The sequence below is a fragment of the Streptomyces malaysiensis subsp. samsunensis genome, assembly GCF_024519315.1.
Classification (GTDB): domain Bacteria; phylum Actinomycetota; class Actinomycetes; order Streptomycetales; family Streptomycetaceae; genus Streptomyces; species Streptomyces malaysiensis.
In genome coordinates this window covers 1-15762 of record NZ_JANIIC010000045.1, presented here as the reverse complement: position 1 = coordinate 15762, position 15762 = coordinate 1, and the positions used below count along the sequence as shown (strand labels likewise).

The window sequence follows — 15762 nt, the reverse complement described above, 5'->3', positions numbered from 1 at the left end:
TCGTGCGATGCCGGTGTGCGCGCCCGACAGCCGCTGCTGACTGCCGCTGCGCATATGGAATGCCCCACCGTAGCGTGCGCACGGCACCCCGAGTTGACGTGCCTGTGGAGCACGGGGGGAGTTGGCGTTCATATGACAACTCCCGCCCGTTTACTGCCTTCGCTGCCCGCTCGGACAGGCTAGCTGTCGGCGTCCGCCCGGCCCCAGTCCTGACCGGCTCGCTCCCAGGCGATGTCCCACTGCACATAGCGCCGGCGCATCAGCTGCCATACGACCAGCCGCCTGGCACCGTCCACCAGGACCGCCGTGGCCCCCGCCGCGCCGATCCCCGCCAGCACGGCGTGGGTGGCGGCCGTCGCGGTGTCCAGCGGACGGCCGACGGGGCGGCCGCGGTCGTCGGTCCAGATCCGGAACCGCTCACCGGGGTCGGCACCGGGATGGGCACCCAGAGTGCCCTCGTGTTTGCTGCCGTCCGGCCCCGTCCAGCGGGCGAGGACGCGGCGGTGGGCGTCTCTCGCGGACGCGGTCTCGGGATCGGAGTCGATGGGTGGGTGCGGCAGCACCTTCACCACCGTGGCCGAGAGCAGATGCCGCTCGGCACGCTGCTCGCGCGCGGCCTTCACCAGAGCCCCGTGCGCCAACGACCCCGATGCCCAGCCGACGGCGGGGGCGACGAGCAGGATGAGCGACGCGGCGATCAGCGCCGCGCACGCCTCCACGACGTCGGTCCTACGGCGCAGCGGGTTGCGCCGCCAGCGCCGCAGCCCCCAGATTTTTCGCATGGATCAGACACCCCCTTCCCCACTCGTGGGTACCGCATGGCGGGCCGGATATGCGCGAATTCGGTGAAGAGAGAGCAATATCACGGGGCCGTCCCTTTCGCCCTTCCGGCGGGCCGTCGGCGGTCAAGAGGGACACACCAGACCAGCCGGGTGCCACCCGCCTCGGGCGCCTCGATGTCCAATGTGCCGCCCAGCAGCTCGGCCCGTGACCGCATATTGACCAGCCCGCCGCTGGGCGCGGCGCCCCCGATGCCCACCCCGTTGTCCGTGACCTCCAGGGTGATGCGCGCGCCGACGGTCAGCCGCACCTCCACCCGCTGGGCATGGGCGTGCCGCACGGTGTTGCTGAGAGCCTCGGCGAGCACCGCCAGCACATGGTCACCGGTCTCGTCCGGCACATCGGTGTCGACCGGGCCGTCCATCAGCAGCGACGGCGCGAAGCCCAGGGTGTCGGAGGCCGACCGGACGGCCTTGACCAGCCGCCGCCGCAGCGTGGCGGGTTCGCCGCCGTCGTCCCCGACCGTGCGCAGGGCGAAGATCGTGGAACGGATGATCTTGATGGTCTCGTCCAGGTCGTCCACGGCCCGCCCCACCCGTTCGGCCGCCTCCTGGCGTTCGATCAGCCGGCCCGCGCTCTGGAGGGTGAGCCCGGTCGCGAAGAGCCGCTGAATGGCCAGATCATGAAGGTCCCGGGCGATCCGATCACGGTCCTGGAGGATCGCCATATGCTCGGACTCGGCGCGATGCCGGGCCAGTTCCAGCGCCAGGGCCGCCTGCGCCGCGAACCCCGAGAGCAGCGCGACCTCATGGTCGTCGAAGGGCTGCCGCCCGGCGAGCCGGCACAGCCGCAGCGCCCCGGAGGCCCGCTCGCCCGCGACCAGCGGAACGGCCACCACCGGCCCGAACTCGCTCTCCGGAGCCGACAGCGGCCAGGATCTGGCCCGGGAGTCCACCCGTACGTCCGAGGCGAACGCGGGGCGTCCGGTGCGGGCGGCGAGCCCGGCCAGCGAGCCGTCGGACGGCACCACGAGCCCGCCGATGCGCTCCGCGTCATGCCCCTCGGCCACCTCGACCATCAGGGAGTCGGTGCCCGTGGCGGGCAGCAGGATCGCCGCCGAGTCGGCGAGGGCCACCTGGAGGGCGAGCCGGGCGATCAGGCTCAGCGCCTCGGCCGCCGGGGTGCCCGCCAGCAGCGTACGGGTGATGACACCGAGCGCTTCCAGCCACTGCTCGCGGCGCCGGCTCTCGTGGTACAGCCGGGCGTTGTCGATGGCCACCCCGGCGGCGACCGACAAGGTGGTCAGCACCGCCTCGTCATCGGCGTCGAACTGGGCGCCGCCGCGCTTCTCGGTCAGATAGAGATTTCCGAAGACCTCGTCCCGCACCCGTATCGGCACGCCCAGGAACGAGCGCATCGGCGGATGGTGCTCGGGGAAGCCGTAGCTCGCCGGATGCTCCGACAGATCGGTGAGCCGCAGCGGCTGGGGGTGGCGGATCAGCTCGCCGAGCAGTCCGTGGCCGCTGGGTAACGGGCCGATGCGGTACGCCTGTTCCCCGGATATGCCCACCGGCAGGAACTGCGAGAGCCGGTGCCGGTCGACCACGCCCAGCGCGCCGTACTCCGCGTCGGCCAGCACCACCGCGGCCTCCACGATCCGGCGCAGCACCTGCTCCAGGTCCAGCTCACGGCCCACGCTGAGCACGGCCTCCAGGAGGCTGTGCATCCGGTCCTGGGTGGACCGGGCCGCGTCCAGCCGCGCCTGGAGCTCGCCGAGCAGCTGGTCGAGCCGGAGTTGGGGGAGGGCCGGATGGCGTCCCTGGTCCGCACTGCCCGACGACACCTGGCCTCCATCCCCCCCATGAGCCTCTCACCAGCAGAGTAGCCGGGGCGGGGGACCGACAGTGACGGAAAGGGGAGGAACTCGGCCAGGGCCGGGTGCGGCGCCGCGGAGCCGGTGGCTAGGAAACCGGCACCACGGCGACCGGGCACCTGGCGTGATGCAGAACGGCGTGGTTGACGAGCCCCAGTTGCATGCCGAAGTGCCCCTGCCGCCGCCGGGCCCCGACCACCAGCAGATCGGCGTGCGCGGAGGCGTCCAGCAGCGCCTTGCGCGCCGAGCCCTCGACCGGGCGGTGCGCCACCGGCACCGGCGGCAGCCCGGCCGCCGAGGCGCCGCCCAGCGTCTCGTCCAGGAGCTCGGCGGCGCGCCGTGTGTGAGCCTCGCGCGCCCCCTGGCCCTCATGCGCCCCGTGCTCCTCGCGTCCCCCATGGTCCTCGCGTCCTCTGCGCTCCTCGCGTCTCCCATGCTCCTCGCGCGCTCCATGGTCCTCGGGGCCCGCACAGCGCCAGGCGTGCACCGCCTCCAGTTCGCCGCCGCGCAGCCGCGCCTCGCGGAGGGCGAACGCCACGGCGGCGGAGGGCGGCGCGGGCTCCTGGTCGCCGGGGCGCTCGCGCTCGGCGATCCCCACCGCCACCCGGTTCATCCCGCCCCGCACGTTCTCCGGGCGGCCGCGCACCACGACCACCGGGCACAGGGCGCGGGCCGCGATGCCCAGGCCGACCGAGCCGAGCAGCAGGGAGGCGAACTCGCCGCGCCCGCGCGAGCCGACCACCAGCGCCTCGGCACTCTGCCCGGTGCGCAGCAGGGCCGTGACCGCGTCGTCGGACGCCAGGTCGGTCATCACCTTCAGGGCCGGCACCCGCCGTCCGGCCCGCTCGGCCGCGGTGGCCAGCACCGCCTCGCTGTGGAGCCGCTCGGCGGGCCGGTCGGCGGACGTACCGGGGATGTAGCCCTCGTACCGCTCCCACAGGGAGGCATGGACGACGCGCAGCGGCAGCCCGCGGCGCCCGGCCAGCTCGGCCGCCCAGTCCAGTGCGTCCGAGGCGGCGTCCGAACCGTCGACCCCGACGACCACGGGAAGCTCCACCGTGTCCACCGCCTCTCCTGCCGGCACATGGCTACGTCCCTTCCCATTGTCCCGCCGAAGCGGTCGCCGAGGGAGTCCGGCGGCTCACTCAGCGCAGCCGCATGGCCAGCGTCACCACGGCGCCCACCGCCCCCGCGCTGATCGCGAGCCGGTCGGTGACCAGCTGGGTCAGCCACAGTCCGCGGCCGCTGGTCGCGCCGTCCAGACCCGGCAGGATCCGCGGGATGACGTCCTCGGAGAAGCCGGGGCCGGAGTCGCTGATCCGGCACTCCAGCTCGTCGCCGACCCGCCGCAGCAACAGGGAGCCGGTGCCGCCCGCGTGCTCGATGGCGTTGTTGGCGATCTCGTCCACAGCCAGCACGAAGTCCCCGCGGCGGGTCTCGCTGAGCCCGGCCCAGGCGGCGCACCGCTCGACCTGCACCCGCAGCCGGGGCAGCTCCTCGGCGGTGAAACGACGGTGGAGCAGGTGTTCTCCGGCTCGATCGGCGGACCGACGACGAGGGTCGGCTAGCACCAGTGCCTCCCGTTTGGTGACGAGTACGAGCGACATCGCAGGGTCGGTGAAGCAGCCGAGGGTACGGGGAGCGGGGTCTCATCGGTCACGACGACCATAAATGACGTGTCATATCGGAAACGTGACCGGAAATGGGTAAGGGTGAATCGATACCCGTTCGCCGGTGTATCGCTTTGGATCGGCTGCCTCTCGTAAGCACATCTGGTAGATACAGCTCGTGCACACACTGCGTATGCGCGGCGCTTACGCACGGTGACCGCCGAGGGTGAGGGGGGAGAGGAGACGACGGAGTGAGGTCATGATGGGACTTCTGAGCGCGCTGAAGACCGAACACCGTGAGCGGCTGATGGCGCTCGCCCACGATGTGTCCTTCCCCTCGGGCGGCCGGATCTTCGAGGAGGGCCGTAAGGCCGACCACTTCTGGATCATCCGCACCGGCGCGGTCACCCTCGATCTGCATGTCCCGGGGCGGCGGGCCGCGGTGATCGAGACCCTCGGGCCGGGAGAGCTCATCGGCTGGTCCTGGCTCTTTCCGCCGGACACCTGGCATCTGGGCGCGGAGGCGCTCAGCCCGGTGCGCGCGCACGAGTTCGACGCGGAGGCGGTTCGCCGGCTGTGCGACGAGGACCCGGAGCTCGGCTACGCCCTCGCGCTGGCCTGCGCCCAGGTGATCGGGCGCCGTCTCCAGAGCGCCCGCACCCGGCTGCTGGATCTGTACGGGCCGTACGCGGGCGGGATCTCGCCATGATCGGGCCGACGGGCGCGGAGAGCGGCCCGGGGCCGAACGGCCCCTTACGCTTCCTTGCGCCAGAACGTAAAGCTGGGCAGCCGGATCGCGACCGGCGACCCGCGCGCCATGGAGGAGAGGCCGGTGCCCCAGACAGCCGACGCCGACGGCCCCATCAGGGTCTTTCTGCTCGACGACCATGAGGTGGTGCGGCGCGGACTGCGCGATCTGCTCGACGCCGAGCCCGATCTCGAGGTGGTCGGCGAGGCGGCCAATGCCCGCGAGGCCATCGCCCGCGCCCCCGCCGTACGGCCACGGGTCGCGGTGCTCGACGTACGGCTCGGCTCCTCGGGCGAGGGCGGCGACCACGAAGGGATCGAGGTCTGCCGGGAGTTGCGGACCCGGCTCCCCGATCTCGCCTGTCTGATGCTGACGTCCTTCGACGACGACGAGGCGCTGTTCGACGCCATCATGGCCGGGGCCGCGGGCTATGTGCTCAAGCAGATCAACGGGTCCGACCTGGTGTCCGCGGTGCGCACCGTGGCCGACGGCCGCTCCATGCTCGACCCCGGCGCCACCGCCCGGGTGATGGCCCGGCTGCGCGGCCCCGCGCCCAGCGGGCCCGTGGAGCTGGAGAACCTGTCCCCGCGGGAGCGGGAGATCCTCCAGCTCATCGGCGACGGGCTGACCAACCGGCAGATCGCCGAACGGCTGTTCCTGGCCGAGAAGACCGTCAAGAACCGCATCTCCTCGATCCTGGCCAAGCTGGGCGTGGGGCGGCGCATTCAGGCCGCGGTGATCGCCGAGCGGCTGAAGGAGCGCGAAACGGGTCAGTGAGCCCGTGAAGAGCGCGGTCAGGAGCGGATGACGTCCTTACGGTGGCCGGGTGTGCGTTTCGCCTGGAGCGCGAGACCGGATCCCCATGCCGGCCCCGCGCCCCATGCCGAACGGGCGGCCGGTCGAAGCGCTCATCACCGCAGTGGAGTGAGAGCCCGGTCCGCCCCGGTGGTGGAGATGGTCGCGGAACTGCTCGGTTCCAGCATCGCGGTGCGCTCCGCCGCCGGGGAGGGGCCGAACGGCCCTCGAAATGGGGCCCGTTGAGAGGCAGGCCCTCAGGAGCCGGGCCCCAAGCGTCGGCCCTCAAGCGTCAGGGGCGGGCGGCCCCCGGGAACCCAGCGGCCGGACAGCCGCCAAAGATCAGGGGCCGGACGGGGATGCCCCATCCGGCCCGGCCCGGCCCTTCCCGCGACCGGGCACCGGCCCGGTCGCATCACCTCCCGACATGTGTCAGTAGCCGCCTCCCGGGTGCGGCGACCGGCCGCCCGGGTACTGCTGACGGCCGTAAGGGTCGTCGTACGGAGAAGGCGCGGGCGCCGCCGGACGAGGCGCGGCCGGACGCGTCATGGCCGGGCGCATCGCCTCGTACCCCATGGGCGAGGCCGGCCCGGGGCGCTGCATCTGCTGCGGCTGCTGGGCGCCCGGGTAGCCCCGCGGTCCCGTCGGCTGCGGCGGGATGTGGGGCGAGTGCGCCTGCTGGAGCCCGGTCGGCTGCGGCGCCTGCTGCTGGTACCCCTGGTGCATGGGCTGCGGGGAGGGAGCGGCGGGCAGCGCGGGAAGCGCCGAGGGCAGGGCCGGAAGATGACTTCCGGTGTCATAGGCCGACGGCACTCTGATGGGTGCGATCTGCGGTGTACCCCGCTCGGCGACAAGACTGTCGTAGATGGGGGTGTCCGGGAAGGACGGCGAGGAGTAGTAGCCGCCACCGTAAGTGCTGCGGGGGGAGGTCATAGACCATAAGTTAAGCCCACCATGTGCTCATTGGGGAGTCCGGTAGGAGGGTTGTTTTCAGTGTTCGGAGTGGTCGCGGATCCCCAATCAGAGCTAACCCGGGAAAATCGGTCGTCAGGGTACGTTGAGATCGTGTAAAGAGCGCGTTTTCAGCGGGTTGCCGCGGGCCATCCGCGGTATGTGGCGGCCGAGCCGCCCGGCGACCGAGCGAACAGAGAGGCAGGGGGACGGAAATGGCCATGCGCAAGGGCGGTAATACGCCAGTACCGGCGGACGCGGTGCGGATCGAGCTCGGCTGGCGCGCGGGACCTGGGGTGCCGGATGTGGACGCCTCGGCGCTGCTGCTGGCGTCCGGAAAGGTCAGGTCCGACGCGGACTTCGTCTTCTACAACCAGGCGGCGCACTCCTCCGGCGCGGTGCGCCACGAGGGGAAGCGGACCGCGGGCGACACCGTGAGCGACACCCTTTCGGTGGACCTGGCCCGGATGGAGCCCACCATCGACACCGTGGTGCTCGCGGGCTCGGCCGATGGGGGAACGTTTGGTCAGGTCCCCGGGCTGCATATCCGGGTGCTGGACGCGGCGGGCGGTGCGGAGATCGCCCGGTTCGACAGCGAGGACGCCACGGTCGAGACCGCGTTCGTCCTCGGCGAGCTGTACCGCAGGCAGGGCGCGTGGAAGTTCCGCGCGGTGGGCCAGGGGTACAAGAGCGGGCTTGCGGGGCTCGCCACGGACTTCGGCATCACCGTCGACGACGAACCGCGGCAGGCGCCGGCTCAGCCCGCCGTCCCCGCCCCTGTCCCGGCGCCCGCCCCCGCCGCCCCGCCGAACGCCGGGCAGAACCCGTACGCGGGACAGAACCCGTACGCGGCCGCCCAGAGCCCGTACGCCGCACCCGCGCCGCCGTCCGGCCCTCCGGCCGGGGCGTACCCGCCTCCGCCGCCCACTGCCGCCTCCACGCCCCTTCCGCCGCCTCCGCCCACCGCACCGGCCCCACCGGACCCCGCGGCCGCCCCGGCGCCGGTGAGCCTCAGCAAGGTCACCCTGACCAAGGAGGCGCCCGCCGTCTCGCTCACCAAGCAGGGCGGCACCTCCGGCACCATGCGGGTCAACCTCAACTGGCAGGTGCACAAGCAGTTCTCGGGGTGGGCCTCCAAGCTGGGCAAGGCCATGGCCATGCACAACGATCTCGATCTCGATCTGGGGGCGCTGTTCGAACTCGCCGACGGCAGCAAGGGCGTGGTCCAGGCGCTCGGCAACTCCTTCGGCTCACTGCACCAGCCGCCCTTCATCCAGCTGGACGCCGACGACCGGACCGGCGCCCGGGCGGCCGGTGAGAACCTCACCATCAACCTGGACCACCAGCAGTCGTTCCGCCGGATCCTGGTCTTCGTGACCATCTACGAGGGCGCCCGCAGCTTCGCCAACCTGGACGCCACGGTCACCCTCCAGCCGCAGTTCGGCGCCCCGATCGACTTCTCGCTCGACGAGTGCACCGTCCAGTCGCCGGTCTGCGCGCTCGCGCTCATCACCAACACCGGCAGTGAGCTCGTCGTGCAGCGCGAGGCCCGCTATCTGGTGCCGCAGCGCGGTGTCAGCCCGCAGCGCACCCTGGACCACACCTACGGCTGGGGCATGAACTGGACCCCCGGCCGCAAGTGAAGCCCCGGCGTACGGGGCGCGGCCATCAGGGCGCGGCGCTGGGGCGGGCGTAGCTGCGCCCCTTCCAGGCCGCGCCCTGCCCGAGGTGGTGCCGCACCGCCGAGTCCACGGTCATCAGGAGGTAGAGAAGGGCCGTCAGGGGCAGCAGCGGCGCCAGCCACAGGGTCTGCCGGTAGTAGCGCAGCATCGGGATGTAGGTGCCCGCCATGAGGGCCCAGGCGGCGGCGCCCATCGCCAGCGGAGCGGGCCGCCCGGTCAGCGCCCCGGCGGCCACGGCCGCGGGCGGTACGAGATACACCACCGCCAGCCCAGCGACCGTCACCAGCAACAGCAGCGGATTGTGGCGCAGCTGGGTGTACGCGCTGCGCGAGACCATCCGCCACAGCTCGCCCAGCCGTGGATACGGCCGCACACTGTCGACCCGGTCGGCCAGCCCCAGCCAGATCCGTCCGCCGGACCGTTTCACCACGCGGGCCAGCGCCACGTCGTCGATGACCGACTGACGGATCGCCTCCGGGACACCGGCCCGCTCGGCGGCCTCCCGGCGCAGCAGCACACAGCCGCCCGCGGCCGCCGCGGTCCGCCCCCGGGGCCGGTTGACCCACCGAAAGGGGTACAGCTGCGCGAAGAAGTAGACGAAGGCCGGCACGATCAGCCGCTCCCAGTAGGTCGCCACCCTCAGCCGTGCCATCTGGGAGACCAGATCCAGCCCGTTCGCCTCGGCCGCGCGCACCAACTCCCGCAGCGAGTCCGGCTCATGTGCGATGTCGGCGTCCGTCAGCAGCAGATAGTCCACGCCGCCGTCGTCCTTACGGTCGGCGGCGAGACGGGTCGTGGCGAGCGCCATGCCGTGCCGCACCGCCCACAGCTTGCCCGTCCAGCCGGGGCCGGGTTCGCCGGGGGAGTCGACGGTCAGCGGCAGCCCGCCGTACTCGTCGGCCAGTTGACGGGCCAGCTTTCCGGTGCCGTCCGAGCTGCCGTCGTCGATCAGGAAGATCTCCGCCGGCCCCGGATAGTCCTGGGCGAGCAGCGAGGGCAGGCTCGCCGGCAGCACCGCGGACTCGTCCCGGGCGGGCACCACGACGGCCACCGAGGGCCATGCCGCGGGCTCCGGCGGCCCTGAGCCGCCCGGGCCGGTCCGGGGCAGCCGGACGTCCGTACGCCAGAAGAAGCCCTGGCCCAGCAGCAGCCACAGCCACGCGGCCAACGACCCGGCGGCGATCCACATCAGCGCGCTCACCCGCCGAAGTCTGCCCGAAGGTCCGCCCGGCCGTCGGGCGCACCGGACCGATCCCTTAAAGTGACCGGGTGAAGATCGCGCTTATGGACTCCGGAATCGGGCTCTTGCCCACCGCCGCCGCGATGCGCCGACTGCGACCGGACGCCGATCTCGTCCTCTCCTCCGACCCCGCCACCATGCCGTGGGGGCCGCGCACTCCCGAGGACGTCACCGAACGCGCCCTGGGCTGCGCCCGGGCCGCCGCCGCGCACCGCCCGGACGCGCTGATCGTCGCCTGCAACACCGCCTCCGTCCACGCCCTGCCCGCGCTGCGCGCCGAGCTGGAGCCCGGGCTGCCGGTGATCGGGACCGTGCCCGCCATCAAGCCCGCGGCGGCCGGGGGAGGGCCGATCGCGATCTGGGCCACCCCGGCCACCACCGGCAGCCCGTACCAGCGCGGACTGATCCGCGACTTCGCGGACGGCGTCGAGGTGACCGAGGTGGCGTGCCCGGGGCTCGCGGACGCGGTGCAGCACGCCGACACCGAGGGGATCGACGCCGCGGTGGCCGTCGCGGCGGCCCGCACCCCCCGCGACGTAACGACCGTCGTCCTGGGCTGCACCCATTACGAACTGGTCGCCGACCGCATCCGGGCCGCCGTGCAGCGGCCGGACGCACCGCCGATCGTCCTCCACGGCTCGGCCGGGGCCGTCGCCGCCCAGGCCCTGCGCCGGATCGGCGCCGATCCCTTCCCGCCGGACGGCCCCGTCACCCCGGGCGGTCTGACGGTCATCCTCAGCGGGGACGAGGCTGCCTTGCCGGACGCCGCCCTGACCTATGCCGAGGGAGTGCTGCTGGCACCCGTCGCACCGGCCCGCGGTTGACCGGAACGCCTCGTGCGGTGAGCTGACCGAACCGCTCTTCACCAGCGGATTCATCCGCCCTGCTGCCGCGGTGCCGGAAGGTGGGTACGCTGCCAAGCATGAGGCACCACGACCACGGAGAGCCGACGGCCCACGGGCAGCCGCCCGCGGTCTGGACCGGACGGGCCCACAACCGCGTGCAGTGGCTGCTGGCCGTGGCGGGGGCCGCGTGCCTGGCGCTCGGTGTCGACCTCGCCGTCGACTCCCCATGGGGTTCGGGCATCGCCCCGCTGCTGATGGCCGTCATCGGCTGTGTGGCCGCCGGGCTGCTGATGCTCTTCGGCACCCTCGCCTTCGTTCATGTGGCGGTACGGGTCGACGACGAGGTGCTGGAGATCCGCTGCGGCCATATGGGGCTCCCACGCCGCCGTATCCCGCTCAGCGATGTGGTCCACGCCGATGTGGCCCACAAGGTCACCCCCTGCCAGTGGGGCGGCTGGGGCTACCGCTGGCGCCCCGAGAAGGGCACGGCGGTGGTGGTGCGCCGGGGCGAGGGCCTGGTGGTCCGCCTCGGGGACGGCCGCGTCTTCACGGTCACGGTGGATGACGCGGAGGCCGCGGTCCGGGTCATCCGCGACCGGCTGCGGCTGATCGCGGCGCGCACCTCTCAGGTCTAGCCGGTGCCCATGTCCCCCTTTCAGGGGATGCGTCCCCTGCGTTCTCATTCGCGGCTTTCGAGGCCCGCGTTCTCTTTGAGGCGACGGGTATTCGCGAGCCGTGCCGGGGCTCATGGCACCGTTCCCGGGGTCTGGTCCAGACGGCGGGCCGTCGCCAGCCCGGCGAGGAGGCCCGCCCCCGCGGTGACCTGGGAGAAGCTGAGGGCGTTGCCCAGACAGGACTCGACGGCCAGGGCCGTGAGCGTCGCGGCCGCCGTAAGGACCACCGGAGTGGGGCGTGGGGAGCACCACAGGGCGTGCAGCATCCAGGCGAAGGCGGCGCCCAGCAGCGCCACCCCCGGCAGCCCCTGACCGGCCGCCTGCTGAAGCGGCGCCGAATGGGGCTTGGCCTCCTGGTCCTGTGGCTGGGCCACCGCGGGGCTCAGCTCGCCGAAGCGGTCCGGGCCCGCACCGCGCAGCGGGTCCGTCTCCTCGATGCGGGCGGCGTCCTGCCATAGCCGGATCCGGTGCTCGGTGAGGTGGTCGCGCAGGGCGGGCGCCAGCCCGCCGGGGACCGCGTCCTTGGCCACCGCCCAGGTGCCGCCGACCGCGACCGCCGCGACCAGCGCGCACGCCGCGAGCGCGGGCAGCCGCCGCCGCGGCCGGGCGGCGGCGAGCGAGCACACCAGCACGGCGCCGCTCGCCACGGAGCCCGCCGTCGAGCCGCCCACCACGGCCGTCAGCGTGATCGCCGCGGCCAGCAGCCACAGCGCCGGGCGGAGGACCCGCGGGGCGGCCCAGGCCGCGCAGCAGATCGCGCCTGTGGCCAGGGTGAGCTGGGCCGCGCCCGGCCCCTCATGGTCGGCGAGCCCGTACGGCGAGGCGCAGGCCAGGCCGAATCCCGCGAGCCCGGCGGCCGCCGTCGAGGCGACCGGCAGCAGCGATCCGGCGATCCGGCCGCAGGCGTAACCGGCGGCCACCGCCAGCACGGCGAGCAGCACCCCCTCGGGGCGGGCGGGCCGCCCCATGGCCGCGATCAGGGCCCAGACCGCGCAGCCGGCCAGGATCAGAACCCCCGCGATGTCGGCCGCGCCGGCGCAGCCGTCGGCCGGTCTGCCGTGGTCCTGTACGACAGGCTCCACCACTGATGACGTCATCCCGCCGACCCCCCGTCGTGACGGGCACCGCACCGACGGCCTTACGGCCGCCGTGCGAGCCATGACACCCGAAACCGTAGCGCTTGTCGTAAGGAATGTGTATATGGTGCGCAGAAACGATGCGTCGGTGGTGAAACGCCCGCCGTGGAGGGCGCCGTGCGGCCGCCGCGCGCGCCCCCTTTTCCGCCCGATACCCTCGGCCCATGCCGACCCCCGACTTCATCCGTGACCTCAGGGCCTCCATCGGTCACCAACTGCTCTATCTGCCGGGCGTGAGCGCCGTGGTCTTCGACGACCAGGGCCGGGTGCTGCTGGGCCGCCGGGCCGACAACGGCCGCTGGACGATCATCTGCGGTATCCCCGAGCCCGGTGAGCAGCCTGCCACGGCGGTGGTCCGCGAGGTGGAGGAGGAGACCGCGGTGCGCTGTGTCCCCGAACGCATCGTGCTCGTACGGACCCTGGCCCCGGTGACCTACCCCAACGACGACAAGTGCCAGTTCGTGGACGTCTGCTTCCGCTGCCGCGCGGTCGGCGGCGAGGCGCGGGTGAACGACGACGAGTCGCTGGACGTCGGCTGGTTCCCACTCGACGCGCTGCCCGAGATGGAGGACTTCTCCCTGTCCCGCATCAAGCAGGCGCTCGAGGACGGCCCGACATGGTTCGAGCCCATCGTCGCGGAGTGAAGTATGTGCCGCCCCCACATCGGTCCGGGCACGATGGCTGCCTAATGTGCCACTCATGAGCGCGTCCACCACACCGGGCCCCGGCCCCCGGCCGTCCGACGGCCCCGATCTGTCCTGCCGTACCGCACTCGTCACGGGCGCCGCCGGGGGCATCGGCCGGGCCTGCACACTGCGGCTGGCCACCGCCGGGGCGCGGGTGCGGGCCGTCGACCTGGACGCCGAGGGCCTCACCGACCTGGTCGACGCGGCCGCCGGACTGCCCGGCCAGGTCGAGGCCCACCCCCTGGACCTCACCGACCTCGACGCCGCCGAACGGGCCGCCGCCGGCATCGACATCCTGGTCAACAACGCCGGGCTCCAACTCGTCCGGCCCATCGAGGACTTTCCGCCCGAGGTGTTCTCCCGGGTGCTCACCGTGATGCTCGAGGCCCCGTTCCGGCTGGTGCGCGGCGCGCTGCCGCATATGTACGCGCGGGGCTGGGGCCGGATCGTGAACATCTCCTCGGTGCACGGGCTGCGCGCCTCCCCCTACAAGTCGGCCTATGTGGCCGCCAAACACGGTCTGGAGGGGCTGTCCAAGGTCGCCGCCCTGGAGGGCGCGGCGCACGGGGTGACCTCCAATTGCGTCAACCCCGGCTATGTGCGCACCCCGCTCGTCGAGCGGCAGATCGCCGACCAGGCCGAGGCCCACGGGATCTCGCCGGAGCGGGTGGTCTCCGATGTGATGCTGGCCGATTCGGCGGTCAAGCGGCTGGTCGAACCCGAGGAGGTCGCCGAGGCCGTCGCGTATCTCTGCGGTCCGCATGCGTCCTTCGTCACCGGTGCCTCGCTCAGCATGGACGGCGGATGGACCGCCCACTGAGCGGCTCATCGGATGGTTCTTCGGCCGGTGAAGGCCGATTGGCCGAGCCACTGGGCCATGAAGGCCGATTGGCTGAGCCACCGGCGGATGGTGGCCGATTGGCTCAGCCACTGCCGGACGGGCGGGCGAGCGGCTCAGTGGCTCAGCCACTGCCAGACGGGCGGGATGGTGGCTCATTGGCTCAGCCATCGGACCGCCTCTTGCCCGGCCGCCCCCTCGAAAGGACACCGGGCCGCCCTACGGCTGGCGCCGCCGCGTCCGGCGGGAGTATGCCTGTGACCATGCCCGACGACCGGCCGGAGGCCCCCTACCTGGAACTCCTCGTACGCGGCGCGCCCGCCGAGGCGTATGAGCGCCCGGTGCTGCGCGCCCGCGCCGACAAGGCTCCGGCCGACCTGCTGGCGGCCCTGGAGCGCGCCAAGCTGCTCGCCCTGCGGGTGCGCGGTGAGCTGGAGGGGCGACGGCGCCGCGAGGCCGAGCTCTCCGCGCTCTTCGAGACCGCCCACGATCTGGCGGGGCTGCGCGATCTGGACGCGGTGCTCCAGGCCATCGTCCAGCGCGCCCGCTCCCTGCTGGGCACCGAGGTCGCGTATCTGACGCTCAACGATCCGACGGCCGGTGACACCTATATGAGGGTCACCGACGGTTCGGTCTCGGCCCGCTTCCAGCAGTTGCGGCTCGGCATGGGGGAGGGGCTCGGCGGTCTGGTGGCCCAGACCGCCCGCCCCTATGTGACCGAGAGCTACTTCGACGATCCGCGGTTCCAGCACACGCACGCCATCGACGCGGGCGTCAGGGACGAGGGGCTCGTCGCCATCCTCGGGGTGCCGCTGCTACTGGGCAGCGGTGTCATCGGTGTGCTGTTCGCGGCCGACCGCAGGGCCAGGGTGTTCGAACGCGAGCAGATCGCGCTGCTCGGCTCGTTCGCCGCTCACGCGGCCGTGGCCATCGACACCGCCCATCTGCTCGCCGAGACCCGTACGGCGCTCGCCGAACTGGAGGCGGCCAACGAGATCATCCGGGACCGCAGCCGGGTCATCGAGCGCGCCTCCGACGTCCATGACCGGCTCACCGAGCTGGTGCTGCGCGGTGGCGGGGTGCACGACGTGGCGGACGCGCTGGCCGAGGTGCTCAGCGGCTCCGTGGAGTTCCTCGAGACCGACGAGGCGCCCGCGGCGGCCGTCGACCGGTCCCGGGCCGATGGCCACGCGGTGCGCGACGGCGAGGAGGACTGGGTCGCCGCCGTCTCGGCGGGTGGCGAACTGCTCGGCGCGCTCGTACTGCGCGGCCACCCCCGGCTCGACCCCATGGACCAGCGCACCCTGGAGCGCGCCGCCATGGTCACCTCGCTGTTGCAGCTCGCCCGCCGCTCGGCGGGTGAGGCCGAGCAGCGGGTGCGCGGTGAGCTCCTGGACGACCTGCTCGACGCTCCCGACCGTGAGCCCCGGCTGCTGCGCGAGCGCGCCGCGCGGCTCCGGGCGGACCTGGACACGCCCCATGTGGTGCTTGCCGCGGGCATCGAGGCCCCGGACACCGGTACGCCCGCCGCCGGCCCCGGCGGGGCACCCGGAAGCGGGCCGGGCACCACACCCGGAGGCGGACCCGGCACCGCACCCGCGAGCGGTCCCGGCAGCGCACGCGCGAGCGGTCCCGGCGGGGCATCCGGAGGCGGGCCCGGCGGCACACCAGGAGCCGGGCCCGGAGGCGGACCCGGCGGCGCCCCCGCAGAGGACGCCGCGGGCCGCCGTCGGCTGTGGTCCGCCGCGTCCCATCTGGCGGCCACCCGGCACGGTCTGGCCGCCGCCCGCGACGGCGGCACCGTTCTGCTGCTGCCGCTGGCCCAGGGCGACACCGCCGACGCCCTCCCCCCCCCCACCCCCCCCCCGCCCGGGGGCGGCCGGGGTGCCCGGCCCCGCCGCCCC

15 protein-coding genes are annotated in these 15762 nt (G+C 73.3%); 8 read left to right on the top strand and 7 right to left on the bottom strand.

Annotation, left to right across the window (positions count from 1 at the left end; translation table 11 throughout):
* Positions 1-179: 179 nt before the first annotated feature.
* The 4 genes from NQU54_RS31665 to NQU54_RS31650 all read right to left on the bottom strand — a co-directional run bounded on the left by NQU54_RS31665 (position 180) and on the right by NQU54_RS31650 (position 4260).
* Positions 180-782 (bottom strand): Rv1733c family protein, encoded by a 603-nt coding sequence (locus NQU54_RS31665; RefSeq protein WP_257634019.1) that lies wholly within the window; start codon positions 780-782, stop codon positions 180-182.
* An 80-nt stretch (positions 783-862) separates the two neighbouring features.
* Entirely contained in the window at positions 863-2506 is a 1644-nt protein-coding gene (locus tag NQU54_RS31660) for a sensor histidine kinase (RefSeq protein ID WP_257634069.1), read from the bottom strand.
* Between the two features lie 235 nt (positions 2507-2741).
* Positions 2742-3719, bottom strand: coding sequence for a universal stress protein (locus NQU54_RS31655; RefSeq protein WP_257634018.1), 978 nt, complete (start codon positions 3717-3719; stop codon positions 2742-2744).
* 79 nt (positions 3720-3798) lie between these two features.
* Positions 3799-4260, bottom strand: coding sequence for an ATP-binding protein (locus tag NQU54_RS31650; RefSeq protein ID WP_069871319.1), 462 nt, complete (start codon positions 4258-4260; stop codon positions 3799-3801).
* 262 nt (positions 4261-4522) lie between these two features.
* On the opposite strand from NQU54_RS31650, the gene NQU54_RS31645 reads away from it, so the two are divergent.
* Together NQU54_RS31645 and NQU54_RS31640 are read left to right on the top strand one after the other, a co-directional pair.
* Positions 4523-4972, top strand: coding sequence for a Crp/Fnr family transcriptional regulator (locus NQU54_RS31645; RefSeq protein ID WP_069871321.1), 450 nt, complete (start codon positions 4523-4525; stop codon positions 4970-4972).
* A 108-nt stretch (positions 4973-5080) separates the two neighbouring features.
* Positions 5081-5788: a response regulator gene (locus NQU54_RS31640; RefSeq protein WP_069871527.1), complete on the top strand. Its 708-nt coding sequence runs from the start codon at positions 5081-5083 to the stop codon at positions 5786-5788.
* A gap of 450 nt (positions 5789-6238) precedes the next feature.
* Here NQU54_RS31640 and NQU54_RS31635 read toward each other — a convergent pair whose 3' ends face one another.
* Entirely contained in the window at positions 6239-6739 is a 501-nt protein-coding gene (locus tag NQU54_RS31635) for a DUF6643 family protein (RefSeq protein ID WP_257634017.1), read from the bottom strand.
* A 239-nt stretch (positions 6740-6978) separates the two neighbouring features.
* On the opposite strand from NQU54_RS31635, the gene NQU54_RS31630 reads away from it, so the two are divergent.
* Positions 6979-8400 (top strand): TerD family protein, encoded by a 1422-nt coding sequence (locus NQU54_RS31630; RefSeq protein WP_257634016.1) that lies wholly within the window; start codon positions 6979-6981, stop codon positions 8398-8400.
* A 25-nt stretch (positions 8401-8425) separates the two neighbouring features.
* On the opposite strand, the gene NQU54_RS31625 is transcribed toward NQU54_RS31630, so the two are convergent.
* Positions 8426-9640, bottom strand: a complete 1215-nt coding sequence (locus NQU54_RS31625; protein ID WP_102933761.1) for a glycosyltransferase — start codon at positions 9638-9640, stop codon at positions 8426-8428.
* Between the two features lie 68 nt (positions 9641-9708).
* Between NQU54_RS31625 and NQU54_RS31620 the strand changes: the two genes are divergently transcribed.
* Together NQU54_RS31620 and NQU54_RS31615 are read left to right on the top strand one after the other, a co-directional pair.
* Positions 9709-10503: a glutamate racemase gene (locus NQU54_RS31620; RefSeq protein WP_147968461.1), complete on the top strand. Its 795-nt coding sequence runs from the start codon at positions 9709-9711 to the stop codon at positions 10501-10503.
* Between the two features lie 98 nt (positions 10504-10601).
* Positions 10602-11159 (top strand): hypothetical protein, encoded by a 558-nt coding sequence (locus NQU54_RS31615; RefSeq protein ID WP_257634015.1) that lies wholly within the window; start codon positions 10602-10604, stop codon positions 11157-11159.
* Between the two features lie 110 nt (positions 11160-11269).
* On the opposite strand, the gene NQU54_RS31610 is transcribed toward NQU54_RS31615, so the two are convergent.
* The gene (locus tag NQU54_RS31610; protein ID WP_257634014.1) at positions 11270-12295 is read right to left on the bottom strand and encodes an O-antigen ligase family protein; all 1026 of its coding nucleotides are present in this window, start codon (positions 12293-12295) and stop codon (positions 11270-11272) included.
* Between the two features lie 203 nt (positions 12296-12498).
* Here NQU54_RS31610 and NQU54_RS31605 point away from each other — a divergent pair, with 203 nt between their 5' ends.
* The 3 genes from NQU54_RS31605 to NQU54_RS31595 form a co-directional block, all read left to right on the top strand.
* Positions 12499-12978 carry an NUDIX hydrolase gene (locus tag NQU54_RS31605; RefSeq protein ID WP_257634013.1) on the top strand — a complete coding sequence of 160 codons (480 nt, stop codon included), beginning with the start codon at positions 12499-12501 and terminating at the stop codon, positions 12976-12978.
* 55 nt (positions 12979-13033) lie between these two features.
* Positions 13034-13840 (top strand): 3-hydroxybutyrate dehydrogenase, encoded by an 807-nt coding sequence (locus NQU54_RS31600; RefSeq protein ID WP_257634012.1) that lies wholly within the window; start codon positions 13034-13036, stop codon positions 13838-13840.
* Positions 13841-14121: 281 nt separating this feature from the next.
* On the top strand, positions 14122-15762 hold a 1641-nt coding region (locus tag NQU54_RS31595), incomplete at its 3' end, for a GAF domain-containing protein (protein WP_257634011.1).